The 19,771-nt window shown below is 38.5% G+C and carries 16 protein-coding genes; 2 read left to right on the top strand and 14 right to left on the bottom strand.

Features of this window, described 5'->3' with window-relative positions; translation table 11 throughout:
• Positions 1-50: 50 nt before the first annotated feature.
• Together GAB14E_RS12625 and GAB14E_RS12620 are read right to left on the bottom strand one after the other, a co-directional pair.
• Complete coding sequence (locus tag GAB14E_RS12625; protein ID WP_033082147.1) at positions 51-275, bottom strand: hypothetical protein; 225 nt, start codon at positions 273-275, stop codon at positions 51-53.
• Between the two features lie 330 nt (positions 276-605).
• Positions 606-983 carry a VOC family protein gene (locus tag GAB14E_RS12620; protein ID WP_033082148.1) on the bottom strand — a complete coding sequence of 126 codons (378 nt, stop codon included), beginning with the start codon at positions 981-983 and terminating at the stop codon, positions 606-608.
• 451 nt (positions 984-1,434) lie between these two features.
• On the opposite strand from GAB14E_RS12620, the gene GAB14E_RS24110 reads away from it, so the two are divergent.
• A complete protein-coding gene (locus GAB14E_RS24110; protein ID WP_052093651.1) occupies positions 1,435-2,640 on the top strand; it encodes a lanthionine synthetase C family protein in 1,206 nt (401 codons plus the stop codon).
• Between the two features lie 563 nt (positions 2,641-3,203).
• Here the strand turns inward: GAB14E_RS24110 and GAB14E_RS12615 are convergent.
• From GAB14E_RS12615 to GAB14E_RS12585, 8 genes are all read right to left on the bottom strand, one after another.
• On the bottom strand, positions 3,204-4,028 hold the full coding sequence (locus GAB14E_RS12615) for a sterol desaturase family protein (protein WP_033082149.1): 825 nt from the start codon (positions 4,026-4,028) through the stop codon (positions 3,204-3,206).
• A gap of 28 nt (positions 4,029-4,056) precedes the next feature.
• A complete protein-coding gene (locus tag GAB14E_RS24510; protein WP_081967791.1) occupies positions 4,057-4,230 on the bottom strand; it encodes a PEP-CTERM sorting domain-containing protein in 174 nt (57 codons plus the stop codon).
• A gap of 342 nt (positions 4,231-4,572) precedes the next feature.
• Positions 4,573-5,637 carry a branched-chain amino acid aminotransferase gene (locus GAB14E_RS12610; RefSeq protein WP_033082150.1) on the bottom strand — a complete coding sequence of 355 codons (1,065 nt, stop codon included), beginning with the start codon at positions 5,635-5,637 and terminating at the stop codon, positions 4,573-4,575.
• Positions 5,638-5,700: 63 nt separating this feature from the next.
• On the bottom strand, positions 5,701-6,849 hold the full coding sequence (locus GAB14E_RS12605) for an acyl-CoA dehydrogenase family protein (RefSeq protein ID WP_033082151.1): 1,149 nt from the start codon (positions 6,847-6,849) through the stop codon (positions 5,701-5,703).
• A gap of 99 nt (positions 6,850-6,948) precedes the next feature.
• Positions 6,949-8,367, bottom strand: a complete 1,419-nt coding sequence (gene lpdA / locus GAB14E_RS12600; protein WP_033082152.1) for a dihydrolipoyl dehydrogenase — start codon at positions 8,365-8,367, stop codon at positions 6,949-6,951.
• A gap of 9 nt (positions 8,368-8,376) precedes the next feature.
• Entirely contained in the window at positions 8,377-9,765 is a 1,389-nt protein-coding gene (locus GAB14E_RS12595; protein WP_033082153.1) for a dihydrolipoamide acetyltransferase family protein, read from the bottom strand.
• A gap of 3 nt (positions 9,766-9,768) precedes the next feature.
• Positions 9,769-10,809 carry an alpha-ketoacid dehydrogenase subunit beta gene (locus GAB14E_RS12590; RefSeq protein ID WP_231562026.1) on the bottom strand — a complete coding sequence of 347 codons (1,041 nt, stop codon included), beginning with the start codon at positions 10,807-10,809 and terminating at the stop codon, positions 9,769-9,771.
• 2 nt (positions 10,810-10,811) lie between these two features.
• Entirely contained in the window at positions 10,812-12,044 is a 1,233-nt protein-coding gene (locus GAB14E_RS12585) for a 3-methyl-2-oxobutanoate dehydrogenase (2-methylpropanoyl-transferring) subunit alpha (protein ID WP_033082154.1), read from the bottom strand.
• A 215-nt stretch (positions 12,045-12,259) separates the two neighbouring features.
• Between GAB14E_RS12585 and GAB14E_RS12580 the strand changes: the two genes are divergently transcribed.
• Complete coding sequence (locus tag GAB14E_RS12580) at positions 12,260-12,742, top strand: Lrp/AsnC family transcriptional regulator (RefSeq protein WP_033082155.1); 483 nt, start codon at positions 12,260-12,262, stop codon at positions 12,740-12,742.
• 433 nt (positions 12,743-13,175) lie between these two features.
• Here GAB14E_RS12580 and GAB14E_RS12575 read toward each other — a convergent pair whose 3' ends face one another.
• From GAB14E_RS12575 to GAB14E_RS12565, 4 genes are read right to left on the bottom strand one after another with little or no spacing between them, the layout of a single operon-like run.
• The gene (locus GAB14E_RS12575; RefSeq protein WP_033082156.1) at positions 13,176-13,745 is read right to left on the bottom strand and encodes a chemotaxis protein CheB; all 570 of its coding nucleotides are present in this window, start codon (positions 13,743-13,745) and stop codon (positions 13,176-13,178) included.
• A complete protein-coding gene (locus GAB14E_RS12570) occupies positions 13,742-14,605 on the bottom strand; it encodes a CheR family methyltransferase (protein ID WP_052093652.1) in 864 nt (287 codons plus the stop codon). The genes GAB14E_RS12575 and GAB14E_RS12570 overlap by 4 nt, the downstream gene beginning before the upstream one ends.
• Before the next feature lie 2 nt (positions 14,606-14,607).
• The gene (locus GAB14E_RS24115) at positions 14,608-18,534 is read right to left on the bottom strand and encodes a response regulator (protein ID WP_052093653.1); all 3,927 of its coding nucleotides are present in this window, start codon (positions 18,532-18,534) and stop codon (positions 14,608-14,610) included.
• A gap of 51 nt (positions 18,535-18,585) precedes the next feature.
• The gene (locus GAB14E_RS12565) at positions 18,586-19,698 is read right to left on the bottom strand and encodes an ABC transporter substrate-binding protein (RefSeq protein WP_231562027.1); all 1,113 of its coding nucleotides are present in this window, start codon (positions 19,696-19,698) and stop codon (positions 18,586-18,588) included.
• Positions 19,699-19,771: the final 73 nt, after the last annotated feature.

Raw genomic sequence — 19,771 nt, forward strand, 5'->3', positions numbered from 1 at the left:
GTATGTTAGTAACAAGTTTTCTTAACTTGATAGGGTTATTGCAAATTATATTAAAAGTTGACGCTAGCCCAATGACTTAGATCTTTAATGGGTTTAGGAAAACCTAGACTATAAACAAAGCGACTTTCTGAATCAGCAAAAACATTATTACCTACTCCAAGTAAAACGAAACCGTCGAGCAATAGTGCACTGGCATCTTGTGCACACTCAGTTTCAACAACCTTGGTAATTTGAAGCAATGTCTGTTGCGAACTAGTAATTTCTGAGGCGTTCATGATAACCCTTAAACATATAACAGTTATTATGTAGATGTTTTAGTAAGTCCATCTACTGCATATTAATTAATTTACCCTAAAGCCCTTAAATTTCAAGTTCTTATTTAAAATATATTGATATGTTAACTGTGATAATCGAATATAAGAGACAATTATCATTAATGATCACTGCAAAATAACAGTTTTATCGTATCTAGCGGTGATTTTCCTTGCCTAGTTGTCAAAAATACAAAAGCCCGATTAGGGCTTTTATAATGACTTTAGCAGTGTTATTTACCTACATTCATATTTAACTAGCAAAGAGGGCTTAACGTTATTTTAACAATATATCTATTCATTAATTATACAAAAGCCATTACCAAAAGGGTCAACACAATGGGCAATTGATCCCCAATCTCCGCTTTCTCCGCCTTCATGTAAACCACCCATCTTCACAATTTTTTCGACTAGTTCATCAACATTTTCACAGAGAAAATCTAAATGAATGGGGGTCCAATGACGGCCATAATCTCGGTTAATATCTTTTTCGGTCGGCAATGGTTTTGAACCCGCTTCTTTTTCTAATAAATATATATCGCAGTTATCTACGGCAAGCACTACCATTTTAGCGCCTTGATCACGCACCTTTTTACAGCCAAGTGCTTTAATATAAAAAGCCTCTGCTTGTTTCATATCTGAAACATCGATACTTATCGAAATTTTTATCATAATAATTGTCCTTAATATTGAATTTAATACATAATTACACCTATACTGTATGTAATTACAGTGTAGGTGTAAATCATTATCAATCATTAAATTAAAAAGCAGCCTCAAAACTTATCTTAGGCTTATCTTAAAGTTTTAATTAAGGCATTGATAAGGTATTCGTTAAGGCATTGGCAACGATTTATATAAGTTAACCTGAACTCTGGATAATGAGTATTTGATATTTAAGTAAAAAAACAACAACAACAACAACAACTTAGAATATTATCAACAAAATTAAGTAGTAATAAACTCTATCAATGTTTCAATTTATTCGATTATCAAGGCAAAACGTTTATGAATAACGGGTTATTTATCGACGTTTTAACGCTGAGAACCGGATAAATGGGAATATTGAACAAGTGCTGCTTATCCAGAGTTCAGGTTAAATTAATAGGAAACATTACAATTCATGTTATTTGACCCAGAGCGTCATCAACCACTCACGTCATTGCCTTGGCATAGTCATTGCGTTCAACAAGAAATATTGGCTATCATCGCAGATATTAACCGCGCATTACTCCCTAGTGCTAGCTGGCCTACCCACCCGCTTGATGCACAAAGTTATGCTAAGGATGGGCCAAAGTGGTCCGCTTATGCAGGAGCCGCGGGGACTATTCATGCCTTACAGATATTAAAGCGCTATGGTTATCAAGTAGCTGATTTATCGAATTTACTGGAAGCTGTACATTTGTCATTCTTAAAAAGCCCTGATGTGTCAGTCGAGCCTGGTTTGCAAATAGGTCAAATAGGTATTTTAGTGCCACGAATGTTAATGGATCCTAATAATAAAGAATTATCAAAAACACTTTTACATTGCATGCAAGCCACCATAGAGCTGCCATTTTATGAAATAACCTCGGGCCAAAGCGGCATGATGCACGCGGCTTTAGCTTTGTATCGAAAAACGGGGGATTGCTGTTGGAAAGACATCTATATTAAAGGAGCAAAATCACTCGTTGCTAACTGGCAGCAAGATAAAACAACGGGTGAATGGCTGTGGCAAAGCCAGGTTTTTAGTACACAGCGCCATTATTACGGTGCTTGTCATGGCATAGTTGGTAATGTAAATATTCTTTTGCAAGGGCTAGATTTATACTCTGATCTTTCTGCCGAGGAGCTTTTAGAGCGCACGATTTCCACACTAAATAACTCAGCGATAACCGAGAATAAGCTGACAAATTGGCCTTTATGTACCAAGCCAGATATAGATAAACTCCTAGTGCAATGGTGTCATGGTGCAGCGGGTATAATAACGGCGATGGCAAGAACCCCTAAAATGGCCTCATCCAATACTAAAGCTCTTGATGACTTATTAGTAACAACAGCTGAAGTAGTTTGGCAAGCAGGACCCCTTAACAAGGGTGCTAATATTTGCCATGGCACTGCCGGTAATGGGTACGCTTTTTTATATCTTTATAGAAGATCTGGAGAAACCATTTGGCTTGATAGAGCAAGGAAGTTTGCCATGCATGCTATCGAACAGTGCCAGCAAGATCGCATACATTACGATCAAGGAAGATATACCCTTTGGACGGGCGATGCTGGCCTCGCTATATATTTATATCATTGTTTACAGCCAAACGAAGCTGCTATTCCCGGTTTAGATTTATTTTAATACCTAACCTGAATTTTGGATAAGGGGAATATTGAGTAATAATAAGAGGACAACAGCAGCGTTTATATCATCAATCCTCCTTAATTAAACACCAAATAAAGACGGGGTATTTATGTAGATAGTCACTCTAAGGCAATGTATTAAAATTGACTGTGCTTTAGTTATCAGTTTTTACCTATTTCATATTAAGTTATGAGTGATACTTCACCTAAAGTGGTAACACGTAACCAATTACACATCACAACACACCTAGATATACCAACGCCTGTGCGTCATTTTTTTACAACATGGCATTATTGGTAGAGTATTTTTCAATGCATGGAGCATCACAGTTTAAAAAACAAATGTGTGAATATTGTAAGGTACAACATACTGAATTCTCATTGAAGTATTCAGTGAAATACGGCAGGTTATTTATTTTTATTTTACTTTCTTAGAGTTGTCTTTTAAGGCCTTTAGTCAGGTACAGTCGAAGCTATATAATCCTTATTTAGTTCCACCTGTCAGAATATTTTACAACTAATGTTATTGAGTTTTATACGACAAGGTAGAGTTAAGCTGCTTTAATCTGAGTTGTACTCTTTTACTATTTCACTTGATTTCAACTGTTGATATTTATAGTTAAATGGTTGGTTTAAGGTTGGCCATAAGTCGAGTTGTTTTGCGTCTCTAAAATACTCTAAACCATAGTTAAAGATTTTACCTTGTTGTTGGTGCTCACACAAAGTGCCAGCAAACCTATCCCAACATGAAAAAATCGTACCGTAATTGCTATTAGTTTCATCTTTAAAGGCTGAATGATGCAGCTTATGTAAAGAAGGTGTGATCAATAACCATCGTAATATGTGGTCAATTTTTACAGGTAGTTTGGTATTACTATGCTGCCAAAGTTGCATTATTGACGCAGCAAAACCATAAATAGCAACCGCCCATACAGGAAGCGCTAAGATAAATATAAAAATGGCATAAATAAGATAAGTTAAAAACTGTTCAAAAGGATGATGTCTAAAATTTGTGGTTACATCTAACTTTAAGTCTGAGTGGTGTACTAAATGTGTGCGCCATAAAATTTGATAATAGTGAAATAACCGGTGTTTAGTATAGCTAAATAGGTCGAGGGCAAAGATGGTAAACATAAATAGTAATATGTTTATAACGCTGGCATTTACTGTGAATAAATTAAGGTAAGGCTTTGTACTCTCATAATTGAAAAATACCGATAAACCAAGAATAAATGCCCACTTAGCAACCGCGCTTACTAGATATATGGAAAAGTTATTTAACCATCTTTTATTGACATTATTTAATACCTCTCGGGGAGAATAATGCTCCCAGAGAAGTATGAAAGCTAAGCACAGAAGTAAGTAATCCGTTCTTAAATCCAGCATATCAAGTGATATTACCTAATAACCCATGTTACTTATTACGTTTTTTCATTATATAAGCCACAACACCGACGACTAAAAACAACGATAAAATACTTGGCTCAGGTATATCTGCAGAATTATCACCGGCAATAGCAATAAATGGACTAGCAAAAAACAAAGTTAAAACGATATATAATTTAGACATTAAATTAACATTTTTCATTGTATTCTCCTGTGTTGGTTGCTATTAATTTATGCATAGAGCAGACCGAGATTGTTAGCCGATTGAATTATAGAGAGATTGTTAAAAACGTTTTTGAAAATAAAAATAAACTGTAAAATAAACGGACATATTTTGACCAGTTTTTTTATCGCGCTTAGTTATAGCTTTAATTGTGAAGGTAATGACACGGATATTAATACAGCCACTCGAATAGAGGATTTTGAGTGGCTGTAGTTATCTATTTTGTTGAACTATTTTAGTCTTGTATAACTGACATTATAACGCCGCCATATAGACGAATAACGCCATCACCAGCATTAATAACCGTCAATAAGACACAATTTAAATAGATTCTATCCAACCAAATTTATCTTCTTTAGTACCGTATTGAATACCGGTTAATTCATCATAAAGAGTTTTAGCAACATCACCGGTTTGGTTATCATTAATAACAAACTCTTCGCCTTTAAAACCCAGCTTACCAACAGGAGAAATAACCGCTGCGGTACCGCAACCAAATACTTCAGTGATTCTGCCACTTTTAATATCTTTTAAAACTTTTTCAATATCTAAAGATAATTCAGTAATTTCATAACCCAGTGTTGGTGCAAGTTTTAAAATTGAATCACGGGTGATGCCCGGTAAAATGCTGCCACTGAGCTCTGGTGTATAAATGTGTTTACCTTCGTAAACGAAACAGATATTCATTGCACCTACTTCTTCAATATATTTGCCTTCTATTGCATCAAGCCACAATACTTGCGAGTAGCCCTGCTTAACAACTTCTTCAGAAGCATAAAGGCTAGCAGCATAATTTCCGCCAGTTTTAGCTTCACCAACACCACCTTTAACTGCCCTTCTATGTTCATCAGCAACATAAACAGAGATAGGCGTTAAACCGCCAGCGAAATAACTGCCTGCTGGACCAGCAATGATAAAGTGGCTATAAGCAGAACTTGCGCCTAAACCAAGTTTAGGACTTGTCGCTATCATCGTTGGACGTATATAAAGTGATGCGCCTTGCTCACTTGGCACCCAAGCTTGATCTAATTTTACCAAAGACTTTATTGCTTCAAGGTGAAGCGCTTCATCAACTTGTGGCATAACCATACGCTCAGCAGAGCGATTGAAACGTTTGATGTTTTCTAGTGGGCGAAACAAGTTAATGCCGCCATCTGGTTTACGATACGCTTTAAGGCCTTCAAAAATTTCCTGGCTATAGTGAAAAACAGCTGCAGATGGGTCTAGTGTTAATGCGTGATAAGGGCTGATAAGTGCATCATGCCAACCTTTGCCTGCATCAAATTCTTGAGTGAACATGTGATCAGAGAAAGTTGCGCCAAAACTGTATTCTTGTGGACAAACGTTACGTTCTGCCGGTGCAAGTGCTTTAATTTCTATAGACATAGTTTTTCCTTTACGGTAACCGTTTTTAGTATTGTAATGTTGGATTAATAACTTACTGATTTGTTAGGCTAAAATGTCTCTGGCGATAATTACTCGCTGAATTTCACTCGTGCCTTCATAGATGGTGGTAATTCTAACATCACGTACCAGTCGTTCTAAAGGATATTCTTTAATATATCCTGCGCCACCTAATAATTGTAAGGCTGTATAACAAGCGTCGTTGGCTTTTTCTGAGGCAAATACTTTGGCCATTGAGGCTGCAGTGGCAAAAGCTACGCCATTATCTTTATTGGTCGCGGCTTGCATGATTAGCAAACGGGCAGCTTCTAATTCGGTGTAACGATCAGCAAGCATCCACTGTAATCCTTGAAAACTTGCCAGAGGTTTACCAAATTGTTTGCGCTCTTTAATGTAGTTTTTGGCATAATCTAAGGCTTCAAGACCTAAACCTAAAGCTAAAGAGGCAATACCAATTCGCCCGCCCGCTAATTCTGTTACCGCTATTTTAAAACCTTGATTCTCCATGCCTAATAACGTTGAGGCTGGAATTCGGCAATTATCAAAAGTCACTTCATTGGTTGAAGACGCTTTTTGTCCCATTTTCTCTTCAGGTTTACCTATGGTAATTCCAGCTAAATTACTATCAACAAGAAAACAACTAATGCCTTTACCACGAGCTGCATCTGGGTCTGTTACCGCCCAAACAACAAATACGCCAGCATAATCTGCTGAGGTGATAAAAATTTTACTGCCATTTAGAATATAGTCATCACCGTCTTTAACTGCTTTAGTTTTCATCGCCGAGGGATCTGAGCCTGCGCTTGATTCGGTTAAACAAAAACCGCCCGCGTAATATTCACCGGTACAGATTTTAGGAAGATAATGCCGCTTTTGCTCTTCATTCCCCACGGCTTGAATCACTTCAGCAACCATATTCGTTACTGAGGTTGTCACTGCGGTAGAAGCACAGCCACGCGCCAGCTCAGTAATGGCTAAAGAAAAAGCAACAGAGCCTGCTTCAATACCACCATATTGGCTGTCAATGTTGATGCCCATAAAGCCAAGTTCGCAGAGTTTTTTTAAATTTTCTAAAAAAAGTGCTTTGCCACTTGTTTGTTCAACCAACTCAGCATTAGGTTTTAATTCAGCCTCAGCAAATTGCTTTGCTGTATCTTGAATCATGATCTCTTCTTCATTAAAAGTTATTTGCATTGTTTGCTCTCAAATTATTCTACATATAATCTAACTATATGGGTAAATTATGGTTTCATTTATTTATGCACAGTTACACGCGAATACTAAATGCGAATGTTAAATGTGAATAGCGTGACCTAAGGATGCCATAGTTGCTTCCATAGTGGCTTCACCTAACGTTGGGTGCACATGAATGGTATTAGCCAGATCTTCTAATCTTGCGCCCATTTCTATCGCGGTAACGAACTGATTACTTAACTCGGCAACATGGGCGCCTACCGCATGAATACCAATAACGACATGGTTATCTTTACGGGCGGTAATACGCACAAACCCACCGTCTGTGCCTGCTTCCATGGCTAATGCTTTACCTATGGCAGCAAAAGGAAATTTACCTACTAAGGTTTCGATACCTTGCTGTTTAGCCTCTGTTGGCGTTAAGCCAACACCAACAAGCTCTGGCTCAGTAAAACAAACCGCTGGAATAACCGTTGGATTAAATTCACGCTTTAAACCGGAAATAATTTCAGCAACCATTTCCCCTTGCGCTGAGGCTTTATGAGCCAGCATAGGTTCACCAACTAAATCACCAATGGCCCAAACATTTTTCATGGCGGTACGGCATTGTTTATCTACTTTTACAAAGTTTCCGGCCATATCAACACACATATTATCTAAGCCATAACCTTGTGTATTTGGTTGACGACCTATGGTAACTAATACCTTGTCACCATGAATGATATGTTCAATGCCTTTTTTATCTCGATAAGTTAAAGTAGCGCCTTCACCAACACCATGATCTATTATTTTTTCTGCCCGTGCACAAAATTCAATATGTACTTCATGGGCTTTTAACCAGTTTACCACGGGCTTAGTTAGTTCTTTATCGTAAATGGGTACAATTGAGTCCATACCTTCAATAAAAGTTACTTTAGCGCCTAGTTTTCGGTAAGCAATACCCATTTCTAAACCAATATAGCCTGCGCCAATAACAACAAGATGGTTAGGCACTTCATTTTGCTCAAGGGCTTTTGTTGAACAAATAACATTTTCACTATAAGGCAAAGCAGGTAATTCTGTCGCCGTTGAGCCTGTAGCTAATATAACATGCTCAGCTTGAATATTTATCACTCCATCTGCTGTTTCAACCGTACAGTTTTTAGCATCGGAAAAGTTAGCCCAACCGGTAATTCTTTTAACTTTATTTTTTTTCAGTAAGCTTTCAACACCTGTACTTAAACGCGCAACAATACTGTCTTTCCAGGCAATCAGTTTTGGCATATCAAGTTGTGCTGGTTGTGGTACTAAAATGCCTAATTTACCCTCACCTGTATGAGCATTAATTTCTTCAAAACGCGATGCGGCGTGAATAAGGGCTTTTGAAGGAATACAACCTCGGATTAAACAAGTGCCACCTGCTCTATCGGCTTCAACAATAACTGTATCTAAGCCCAACTGTCCGGCTCGAATTGCCGCAACATATCCGCCAGGGCCTGCACCAATCACTAACACTTTACATAACATTGAATTATTCATTAATCACTCCTACATGAATAAAGTTGCTGGAGACTCAAGCAAACTTTTTATACGTTGTACAAATAAAGTAGCTTCCCAGCCATCAATAACCCGGTGATCAAATGAAGAGGATATATTCATCATGTCACGCGGCACAAAGCCACCATCTTGCCAAACAGGTCGTTTAGCTATTTTGTTGATACCAATAATGGCCACTTCAGGGGAATTGATAACAGGTGTAGTGACAATACCGCCCATTGGCCCAAGGCTGGTGATGGTTATAGTAGAGCCGCTTAACTCTTCTCTTGTCGCTTTCCCATTTCGAGCTGCGGTTGAGAGTTGTTTTACTTCATTTGCTGATTGCCATAAATCAAGAGTTTCGGCGTGTTTTATCACAGGTACAACTAAGCCATTATCTGTTTGTGTCGCAATACCTATATGCGCAGCACCATAATGGTAGATAATATTATCATCGTCATCAAAACGCGCGCTCATTTGTGGGTAATCTTTTAGGGCGATAACCAATGCTTTGATGATAAATGGCAATATAGTCAATTTTGCTTGGCTTTCACTACGCTCTTTATTAAGTTTCGCTCTGAGTTTTTCTAATTCGCTCACATCAATTTCTTCAACATAAGTAAAATGAGGAATACGCTGCATGGTATCTTGCATAATAGCGGCAATTTTACGGCGTAAACCAATGACTTTAACTTCGTCTATGGATTGATTAGCCATAGGCGTGGCTGATGTTGTTGCCATTATTGCTGACGATTGCCCTGAGATAAAAGCATCTAGATCATCATGCGTAATTCGCTGCGCTGGACCACTACCACAAACGTAATTTAAATTTATACCGGCATTTAATGCACGTTGACGTACTGCTGGTGCTGCAAGTGGTTTTTCACCTTCAGGACGCGGCGCGGCAGTATTTGAACGCTTCGAATACGTTGAAGTATTTATTTGAGCCGTACTCTTTTTTTGCGAGTTAATCACTGGCTTTACAAAAGCCGCTTTTGTTGATGCTTTTACAGGTGATGCTACTGTGACTGGTGTTGGCTCAGTTGCCGCGATGGTTGTTTCTTCTTTTGCGGCACAGGTGTCTGATGTTGATTTCGTTGTCATTGCCTTGTTATTATCACTGCCAGTACTCTTGTGTCCAGGTACATAATTACCTTCACCGACAACTTGTAACTTAACAAAGTCCGCACCAACAGCAATCATGTCCCCCGCTTGGCAAGCTTGCCATGTAATCGTACCATCAACAGGCGAAGGAATTTCAACGGTGGCTTTGTCTGTCATTACCACGCACAGTACATCATCTTCTTCTATCGTTGCACCCAGAGCAACGCTCCATTCCACCACTTCAACTTCAGCAATACCTTCACCAATATCTGGAACTTCAATTAAAAAATTACTCATCTGTTATTCTCCCATCACTTTTCTTAATGCATCACCAACACGGCCTGGTCCTGGGAAGTAATCCCATTCTTGTGCATGTGGATAAGGGGTATCCCAACCGGTAACCCGAATAATGGGCGCTTCTAAGTGATACATACAAAGCTCTTGTACAACGGCAATTAGCTCTGCGCCAAAACCGCTGGTTTTAGTGGCTTCATGAACAACAATACAGCGACCAGTTTTTTTAACCGAATTTTCAATGGTTTCTTCATCAAGTGGTAATAAGGTACGTAAATCAATAACCTCAGCATCAATGCCCGTTTCCTCTGCTGCACATTTTGCCACATGCACCATAGTGCCATATGCTAAAATAGTGACATCAGTACCTTCGCGCGCAATTGCCGCCTTACCTAACGGCACTGTGTAATGTCCCTCAGGAACTTCACTCGCTTGATGCTCAGACCAAGGTGTTACGGGTTTATCATGGTGACCATCAAAAGGGCCATTATATAAACGTTTAGGCTCTAAAAATATCACCGGATCATCATCTTCAATTGACGAAATAAGCAGGCCTTTAGCATCATAAGGATTTGAAGGGATAACTGTTTTTAAGCCGGCAACATGGGTAAATAATGCTTCAGGGGATTGAGAGTGAGTTTGCCCCCCGTATATGCCGCCACCCGTTGGTGCACGAATAGTTATTGGCGCAATAAATTCACCCGATGAACGATAGCGTAAACGTGCAGCCTCTGACGCAATTTGATCGTAAGCTGGCAGAATATAATCGGCAAATTGAATTTCAGGCACCGGACGTAAGCCATAAGCACCCATGCCAATAGCCGCCCCAATAATACCTAACTCTGAAATAGGCGCATCAAAACAACGTGATTTACCATACTTAGCTTGCAAACCTTCAGTAGCACGAAATACGCCACCGAAATAACCAACATCTTCACCAAAAACGACCACGTTATCGTCTTGTGCCATTTTCACATCAAGCGCATCTCGGATGGCTTCAATCATATTCATATTTTTTGTTTCAGTTTCTGCTTCTCTATTACTCATGCTCATACTCCGGCTTCTTGACGCTGCTTACGAAGATGAGCTGGCATCTCTTTATAAACATGATTAAACATTTCACTTGTTGCTGGCAGTTGACCTTTTCCTAACGTTCCGTAAGACTCGGCTTCTTTAGCGGCAGCTTTTACTTCGGCTTTTAATTGCTTAGTTAGTGCTTGATGTTGCTCTTCATCCCAAATGCCTTTGACAATGAGGTGATCTTTCAAGCGCTCAATAGGATCGCCTAATGGCCAATGCTCGGCTTCATCTGCGGGACGGTATTTTGTTGGGTCGTCTGAAGTAGTATGTGCTGCGGCTCTATAGGTTACCCATTCAATTAATGTTGGACCTAAATTTTTACGTGCTCGCTCGATTGCCCACTTAGATACGGCATATACCGCTAAAAAGTCATTGCCATCAACACGTAAAGAAGGAATGTTAAATCCATGACCACGACAAGCAAAGTTGGCTGAATCGCCACAGGCAATGCCTTGAAATGTTGAGATAGCCCATTGATTGTTCACTACGTTTAATACTACCGGAGGTTTATAAGTTGATGCAAAAACCAGTGCCGCATGAAAATCACTTTCTGCAGTTGAACCATCACCAATCCAACCAGAAGCTACTTTAGAGTCGCCCTTAATTGCTGATGCCATAGCCCAGCCTACAGATTGCATAAACTGGGTACCTAAGTTGCCAGAAATTGAGAAAAAACCATAATCACGTTCAGAGTAAAAAAATGGCAGTGAGCGGCCGGCTAATTTATCTTTTGAATTAGAATAGATTTGATTGATCATATCGACCATAGGAAAATCTTGAGCAATCAATAAGCCCTGCTGTCGGTATGTTGGAAAGCACATATCGCCTTTTGATAAGGCCATACGTTGCGCACAAGCTATTGCCTCTTCACCGCGACATTGCACATAAATAGAGGTTTTACCTTGTCGCTGTGACATAAATAAACGGTCATCAAATAAACGCGTTTTTAACATCACCTGTAAACCTTTTAACAAAAAGGCATCGTCAACTTCAGGTGCCCACTCTCCTACGGCAGTACCTTTATCATCGAGTACTCGAATCATATCAAAAGCGAGATCTCGAATACTCGCTGGCGAGCAATCAATATTAGGTTTACGAACTATGCCAGCGGCTGGCACTTCAATATGGCTAAAGTCAGGTTTATCACCTGGTCGAGAGGATGGCTCAGGTACATGTAAACTTAACTGTGTATCATTACTCATGATAATAACATTCCAAAATAAATAATTTTCTTACCCGTTAAACAGCAGAATAATTAATAAAAAATATGGAAAAAATATACCATGCAATGCAGTAGTAAATCATACCAAAGAACAATATTAAAACAGGTGTTATTAGTGTAAATAATCAATAAATCACGATATACTAGTTAATATCACCAACAAACATCATAAAATAAATAATAGTGAGCGGTTCAGTGGCAAGTCTTAATTTAGACAAAATTGATATTGAAATTTTAAAAGCATTACAACGGGATGCAGGAATTTCTAACTTAGAATTGGCAGAAAAAGTTTGCCTTTCTCCCTCTCCTTGTTCAAGGCGAGTAAAATTACTTGAAGAGGCAGGGTTTGTAAGAGGAAAAGTTACCTTACTCGACCCTAAAACGGTCGGACTGCCGGTTAATGTTTTTATGCAAATAACACTCACTCGCCAGAAAAAAAGTTTATTAGAGGTTTTTGAAAAACAGATAAGCCAATGGTCGGAGGTCATGGAGTGTTATTTAATGACCGGTGATTTTGATTACCTGATTCGCGTTGCGGTACCTGATCTGCTCAGCTATCAAGTATTCTTAGATAAAATCACCGAAATAGAGGAAATTAACCATATCAAAAGTAGTTTCTCTTTAAAGCAAATTTGTTATAAAACTGAATTGCCTTTACAGCACCTAATCCAACTCTAGCGACGAATTACTCTTTATTCAGCTAATAAACTGTTCTTTAGCAATGGCTTGGTAACTACTGGGGTTATCAATTATTTGCGCTAAGTAGTTGCGGTATATTTGCTATTAGGAGCGGTTAAACTGTGCAACAGTTGTTATTTCAGGCGATAACCAGCGGTAAAATTAGCGGCATTACTTTTGAGTAAATGTGCTTTAATTTCCTGCGTGGCGGTAAGGTAATTACTGAGCACGATCGTTTATGTTCACCTGTTTATTGTGCAGCCATTCTCAGCACAGCTAGGCAAGTATTAAAATTGGTTCGCGGATATGAAGTTCGATAATTTTATTCATTTCGATATGACTACTTCAAATCCGAAAATCGATGTGTCATATCCCAAATGATAATCCATCAGCAGCAATGTTCATACGAAAATAGAATAGGATCCCAAGGGGCTTAATGTAATCCAAGCAGATAGGTAAGTATTTCTTCGGGAGAAAGAATCATGTCAGCTGCACCGCGCATAATGGCAGATTTTGGCATAACGGTGACTTTGGCTGTTTGTGGCGATTGCACTATTGTGGTCCCCCCTAACTGTTTAATTTTCAGCAAGCCCGAAACCCCATCAACGTTGGATCCACTACATAATATGGCAATGCATTTCTTGCCAAAGACTTCAGCTGCTGTCGTAAAAAGTATATCGATGGCAGGACGACAGAAGTGTATTTTTCCATCCAGACAGAGGGAAAAGGCATGGTCATTTTCTACTTGTAAATGATACTCACAAGGACTAATAAAAATTGTTCTCGCTGTGATTATTTGTTTATCAACAACTTCGATTACTTTTAATTTGCTTAAATCACTGAAATGATCAATCAAACTAGCGTCTGATTGTGTAGAACGATGAATGACCATCGTTATGGGCAGATAAAAATTGTCGGGTAAATTTGACAAAATTTGAGTGATAGGCGCTAGCGATCCGGCAGATCCACCGATGAATACATAATGCTTGAATGAACCCGTCATGTTCTTTTACGTTGATAGATGCGTGATTGCCTATCAACAACAGTCAAGTGATTAGCTATGGTTGATTCATCAAGACATTCCTTAGTACCAATAACTAGGTAACCATTGTTAATGGTTGAATCATACAGTAATTGTAATACCTTATTTTGTAGTTCTAAATCAAAGTAAATCATAACATTACGACATAAAACTAAGTGCGCTGAACAAAATACTCTATCTTGACATAAGTTATGATGAGTAAAATGGATATGATCAAGTAAGTGTTGAGATATCTTCTGTTTACCATAGGCACTGGAAAAGTACTTACTTAAACTATAAATACCACCAGCGACTTGATAACGCCGTGCATCCTCTTTGCTCAAATTATGTATTAATACGCCACTTTGTGCTTGTTCTAAGGCGTCAGTATTAATATCAGTAGCAAATATTTGAGTATTTTTGAGTAAATTACATTCCTCAAGTATTATCGCCAGAGAATAGGCTTCTTCGCCACAGGCACAGCCTGCTATCCATATATCTAGACGCGGAAAACTCGCCAAATAGGAAATCACCGACTCTTTTAGCACTAAAAAGGAGTGGGGATCACGAAACATTTCAGAAACATTAACGGTTAAATCATTAATTATTTTCCTCGCTTTCTTTGGTTGATGTGCCAACTGGGGGATTAACTCCGATATTGATGTTAACCCATATTCGATAACCAGTTGTTTTACTCGTCGCTTTAGTGAAGCTTTGGCATATCCCGATAAATCGTAATTTGAAAATGATTTAGTGGCGGCAATAAACAATTCCAACTCTTTATTTTCTAACTCAATAGTTACAGGCTCAGCCTTGGTCTCCTTCGAAGGGTTAACTGCCATAACTAAATCCATAATTTCATCATTGTGAGCAACTGCCCAACATCTATGGGTTTGGATAAATAATCATTTGCCCCTGCGTTAAGACATTTTTCTTTATCTCCAGGCATAGCATTTGCGGTAACTGCGATTATCGAAAGCTCCTGAAATTTATCTTGGCTTCTTATTTTTCGCATGGCTTCATAACCATCCATACCGGGCATCATGATATCCATCAATACAAGCTCTATATCATTATGCTGTGCCAACATATCTATACTTTGTTGACCACTTGACGCTAAACGTACTTTTAAGTTTTCTTTTCTTAATACTTTAGCTAAGGCAAAGGTATTACGCATATCGTCATCAACCAATAAAATGGTATGTTCCCCTAGAGCAACATTTGTATTTTCAGGGGTGTCACGACCATCTTGCATAGTTGGTGTTTGCATAGAAAGTGACTGACAAGCCAACTGATTAGCAAATAAGTGTATTTCATCAACTAGTCGCTCCGGTGAACGAGCAGACTTAGTAATAATATGCGTAGAGTAAGGCGCTAGTTTATGTAGATCGTCTTCTGAGATGTCCCGACCTGAATAGATAAAGATGACCGGTAAGCTTATTTTGTTATCGACTGTGGCTTTATCAAGAAATTCAAAACCTGACATACCAGGTAAATTGAGATCAAGCACAATAGCGTCAAAATTACTATCTTGAAGTAGTTCAATGGCTTGCGTTGCATTATCAATACCGTGAATATTAACATTTTCTTTTTCAAATAATTTGTTGATAGCAAATAAAGCATTAGGATCATTTTCAATTGCCAGTATCTCTAAGGTTTTTTGAGTTTGAGATAAGGACGAAATAATTTGCTCCAGACGTTCTTTACTGACCGGTTTAGTGGTTTGACTGTCGCTGGCCTGAACATCCTTTAGGTTATCTAAAGCACTAATTAAATGTACTGGTAATTGTTTGATTTTATCGTCTGATCGTATTCGTGATAACGCTTCCCCCCCATTAAGGCCTGGTAACATGTAATCAAGAATAATTCCATTAATGGGATACTTCGCCGCTAAGGTTAAGCCCGTTTCGCCATCTGCCGCTACGATAACTTGGCAGTTCTGTTTGTGACAAGCGTTATAGACTATTTTGGCAAAGTGAGGGTCATCTTCTATCACTAAAATAAGTTGTTTCTCATTATCTAAGCGTTCCCTATCATCAACAAATGGCGGGGGAGTATAACTAGGCATAAATCTAGGTTGGCTGTCACTCTTAGGTTCTTTTATCGGATGGATAGCTTGCGGTCTAGCAATGATATTGTCTGCTATTGGCGTTAAATCAGCGTGTTTCAACGGTAAATACAAATTAAAAGTACTACCTTGCCCAGGGGTACTTTCTAACTGAATATCACCACCCAGTAATCGAGTTAAACTTAATGCTATTGATAACCCTAATCCGGTACCTCCATGAGTTCGACTAGTAGTTCCATCGGCTTGTTGAAATGCCTCAAATACCGCTTGTAACTTATCATGGGCAATGCCAATTCCGGTATCTTTCACTCGTAAAGCAAGTACTTGGTTTTGTCCAGCTAGAAGTCCCTCACTGTGCTCAATGGAAATTGTTAATGTGACCCCTCCTTGATCGGTAAATTTTAATGCATTACTGATTAAATTTGACAATATTTGACCCAACTTACCGCTATCGGAAACAAAAGATTCATCAAGTTCATCACTCAGTTCAATGGAAAAACTAATTTGTTTGTCTTCTGCCATGTGCTTGAAGCGGCTATTCATTGATAACAATAAATCTCTAAAATAGATATTTTCGGCAATGAGCTTCATTTGTCCTGCTTCAACTTTGGACAAATCTAATATCTCATTAATTAACTCCAGCAGATTTCGACCGCTTTCTAGAATCACTTGCGCAGATTCAACTTCATCTTCTGATAAGTTACCTTCATCATTTTGGGTTAATGAACGAGCTAAAATTAATAAACTATTTAATGGCGTTCGTAGTTCATGAGACATATTGGCTAAAAATTCAGATTTATATTTACTCGCTTCTTCCAGTGCTTTAGCTTTTTCTTTGGTTTCTTGATGGGCAACTTTTAAAGTACTTTGTTGATTTCTAAGCGCATCACTTTTCGCCGATAGCGCTTCATTGGTCACCCGCAATTCCTCCTGCTGGGTTTGTAACTCTTTTGATTGCAACTGACTATCTTTCAACATCATCATCACATGATGACTTTGGTTAAGCGCAATAAAACCAATCGCTATAATTTCATTTATCTGGCTAAGAAATGTTTTCGCTCGCTGTGGAATAGCATCTAACCAAGCAATTTCAACTATTGCGACGGCTTTTTGGTTATAAATAATGGGATATATTAAGATTGAACCAGGTGCTTTATTACCTAAGCTAGAACTGATGTCATGATAGTTATCAGGCACATCATTAACTTCCATGCTTTGTAAGTCTAGGGCCACTTGACCAACTAAACCACTACCAGCCTTAATATTTTTAGCAATAGTCTCTTGCTCAACAATGCCGTAACTGGCCATCAACCTAAAGTCTGTTTTTTCTTGCCAATAGAGTGTGCCTATTTGTCCTTGGCAATGGTTAATTAGCAGTTGCAGTATGTTGTTAGATAATTCACTTTTATCGACAGCCCCTCGCATCAAATCATTGAGCTTAACAATACCGCTGTCGAACCACTCTCTGGCTTGCTCTTGTTGTTTATTATGCTTTAAGTTGGCTAACATGGCATTGTAGCCATCAGCCAATATGCCAATTTCGGTGTTATCATTGATATCAACAATAATATCAAGGTTACCTAAACTAGCCTGACGAACCCCTTCGGTTAGCTTGATGAGAGGTTTAATAATCTTTTGTGTCATTGGCAAAGCCGCCACAATAATCAGTACAATGGTTGCCACAGTGAACATTGAAAATACCTTAACTAAAGTATTAATGACCACATATACATCTTGGGTTTTTACTTCAGCCACCACAAGCCAAACTTTATCGGCGATGGTTACGGGGTGAAGTTGTGCAATAACATCGCCTTTAACAGGATGGCTATAAAATATCGGTTTGTGGGTCAAATTATTTGATTGACTCGTTTTAAGGTGATGCTCAAACCAAAGGTCAATTTCTTTTGCCGCAAATTTTTCGGTTAATATACTCTCATTATCTTGCCCATCGTTCGCTTTAGCGCGTACTAGTTTATCTAAACCAATGAGAAATATTTCTTTGGGCATTGCTTCTTCGTTAAGGTTTTGCTCGCTTATTATCTTGGTTAATAAGCGATGAGAAACCTTAAAAATTAACGCTCCAATTTTATCTCCTTCTTCATCGAGTAAGGTATTAATAAAAAAACCAGCGATTTGTTTAGTCGGCGCATAGTATTCCAAATCTGAAAATGTCGCTTCACCACTGGTTAAGGTTTTACTTGTACTTAACGCTAAGCGTGACTGTATTTTATCCGCAGAGAAAAGCTTACTGCCCAAATCACTGTGTTTATTTAAAGTAAATAGAATATTACCGTCATTATCTACTAATAAAATATCGGCATAATCATAAGTAGCACCAAATAAAGCTAAATCGGTGCCTTGATCATTAGCAATAATTGTCCAACGATAACTGCGAACAAACTCCTTTAAGGGTTTATCACTGGCTTGATAGGCCTTTTTTAGCGATTGCAACAATGCTACCGTAGTGACCCGATCAGATTCCAGCATCAAATCTTGGAGTAATCGATCAAAATAAACCGCAATAGACTTTGACTCTAAGTTGGTCACCGAAGCTAAATGCTCAACAGTCGACTCTTGTAACTGCTCACTGACATATTTGTAGCTTATGATGGATAGCATTAATAATGGCAATATCGCCATCATTAAGATCCTAACAAGTAAGCGTCTTCCTAAGCTGCCACTATTTTTACTGTTATTAGCCATTCCCTTTCCTTCAGTGACTTATATCAAGTGAAACATGGTATTCAATTGGTTTTACTCGTTATTAATATTAAATTCTGAAGAGAATTGTCGATCAGAAAAACTATTAATATTAATGGATTGTGAAATAATACCGGCTTCTACGGCTAAATCCATAATCACTTTTAACCCCGCCTCATCATTATCCAAATGACGATAGTTGATGACATTTAAATCAGGCCGTAAACTTTGAATTATGGCCGACTCATTGTGCTTTGGAATATGCTTACGCACCATAGTGGCAATATCGATCATCGCTTGTCCGCCTTGACGACGTGCTATTTCAATGTCTTCACCCGCTTTTTTCATATAGTGAATAACCTCTCTGATGGCCTCTTTTTTATCTTTTATCGACTTATCTTGTGCTAAAACGATACATTCAACGTGCCCATTAGGCCATTGCATAACATCCTTGGAATACCAAGCAACATGACCAAATTTCTGCGTTTCCACTACATCAGCCCAAGGTAAAGATTGCTCAAAGGCAGCGGCTTGATTTCGGCTGTTTTTTTTCTTAATAAAAGCGGGCGCTTTGGGCGGTGCAATACCAATAATTACCGCGTCTTCATTAGTACCGCGACCAATAGCTAAGGTTTTACCATGCTCTTTTAAATATTTGTATAACACCACGGAATGAGTCGCCATTAAGTGTGGTACGCCAACTTCTATGGGTTTATTTTGTGCTTTCGACGCTTTGGTAAAAGCATTAGCGGCCTTTTCATCCGGTTTTCGATCAATGCGCTTATGGGGTAATTTAATTTCCTTATTAAGCAAGTCATTAATAGCAAGCGCATTGCCATCTCTGTGCATCATTCCCACCCAACGCGCTTTTGGACGTTCTCTAAACATATCCATGGCTAATGGGCTCATAACAAAGGCCATATCCACTTCACCAGACTGAAAGTAGGCCCGTAGCAAATCCCAGTTTTTCATTTGCTCTAAACTAAAGTCAGCATGGACCATTTTATCGCGATACTTTTCATAGGCAATAATACTCGCGTAATGGTCAGCCAAAGGAATATATATGGCTTTGATTGACTGCTTTTCTGCATAGGATATGGAACTACTCATTAACATAATAAGTAACAAACAATTTGTTTTAACAATTAAATTATTAAAAAATTTCAATAATATTCCTGAACACGACATATTTTGCTCCTTGAGTAATATTTGTTACATTTTGCTATATATATAACCGTTA

This window comes from Colwellia psychrerythraea (assembly GCF_000764185.1).
Taxonomy (GTDB): domain Bacteria; phylum Pseudomonadota; class Gammaproteobacteria; order Enterobacterales; family Alteromonadaceae; genus Colwellia; species Colwellia psychrerythraea_B.

Coding starts and splice junctions, on each gene's coding strand:
- GAB14E_RS24115 (WP_052093653.1), bottom strand. CDS start 18,534: ATGGCTAATAACAGTAAAAATAGTGGCAGCTTAGGAAGACGCTTACTT.
- GAB14E_RS12625 (WP_033082147.1), bottom strand. CDS start 275: ATGAACGCCTCAGAAATTACTAGTTCGCAACAGACATTGCTTCAAATT.
- GAB14E_RS12605 (WP_033082151.1), bottom strand. CDS start 6,849: ATGCAAATAACTTTTAATGAAGAAGAGATCATGATTCAAGATACAGCA.
- GAB14E_RS12595 (WP_033082153.1), bottom strand. CDS start 9,765: ATGAGTAATTTTTTAATTGAAGTTCCAGATATTGGTGAAGGTATTGCT.
- GAB14E_RS24510 (WP_081967791.1), bottom strand. CDS start 4,230: ATGAAAAATGTTAATTTAATGTCTAAATTATATATCGTTTTAACTTTG.
- GAB14E_RS24110 (WP_052093651.1), top strand. CDS start 1,435: ATGTTATTTGACCCAGAGCGTCATCAACCACTCACGTCATTGCCTTGG.
- GAB14E_RS12570 (WP_052093652.1), bottom strand. CDS start 14,605: ATGGCAGTTAACCCTTCGAAGGAGACCAAGGCTGAGCCTGTAACTATT.
- lpdA (WP_033082152.1), bottom strand. CDS start 8,367: ATGAATAATTCAATGTTATGTAAAGTGTTAGTGATTGGTGCAGGCCCT.
- GAB14E_RS12620 (WP_033082148.1), bottom strand. CDS start 983: ATGATAAAAATTTCGATAAGTATCGATGTTTCAGATATGAAACAAGCA.
- GAB14E_RS12585 (WP_033082154.1), bottom strand. CDS start 12,044: ATGAGTAATGATACACAGTTAAGTTTACATGTACCTGAGCCATCCTCT.
- GAB14E_RS12590 (WP_231562026.1), bottom strand. CDS start 10,809: ATGAGTAATAGAGAAGCAGAAACTGAAACAAAAAATATGAATATGATT.
- GAB14E_RS12610 (WP_033082150.1), bottom strand. CDS start 5,637: ATGTCTATAGAAATTAAAGCACTTGCACCGGCAGAACGTAACGTTTGT.
- GAB14E_RS12615 (WP_033082149.1), bottom strand. CDS start 4,028: ATGCTGGATTTAAGAACGGATTACTTACTTCTGTGCTTAGCTTTCATA.
- GAB14E_RS12575 (WP_033082156.1), bottom strand. CDS start 13,745: ATGACGGGTTCATTCAAGCATTATGTATTCATCGGTGGATCTGCCGGA.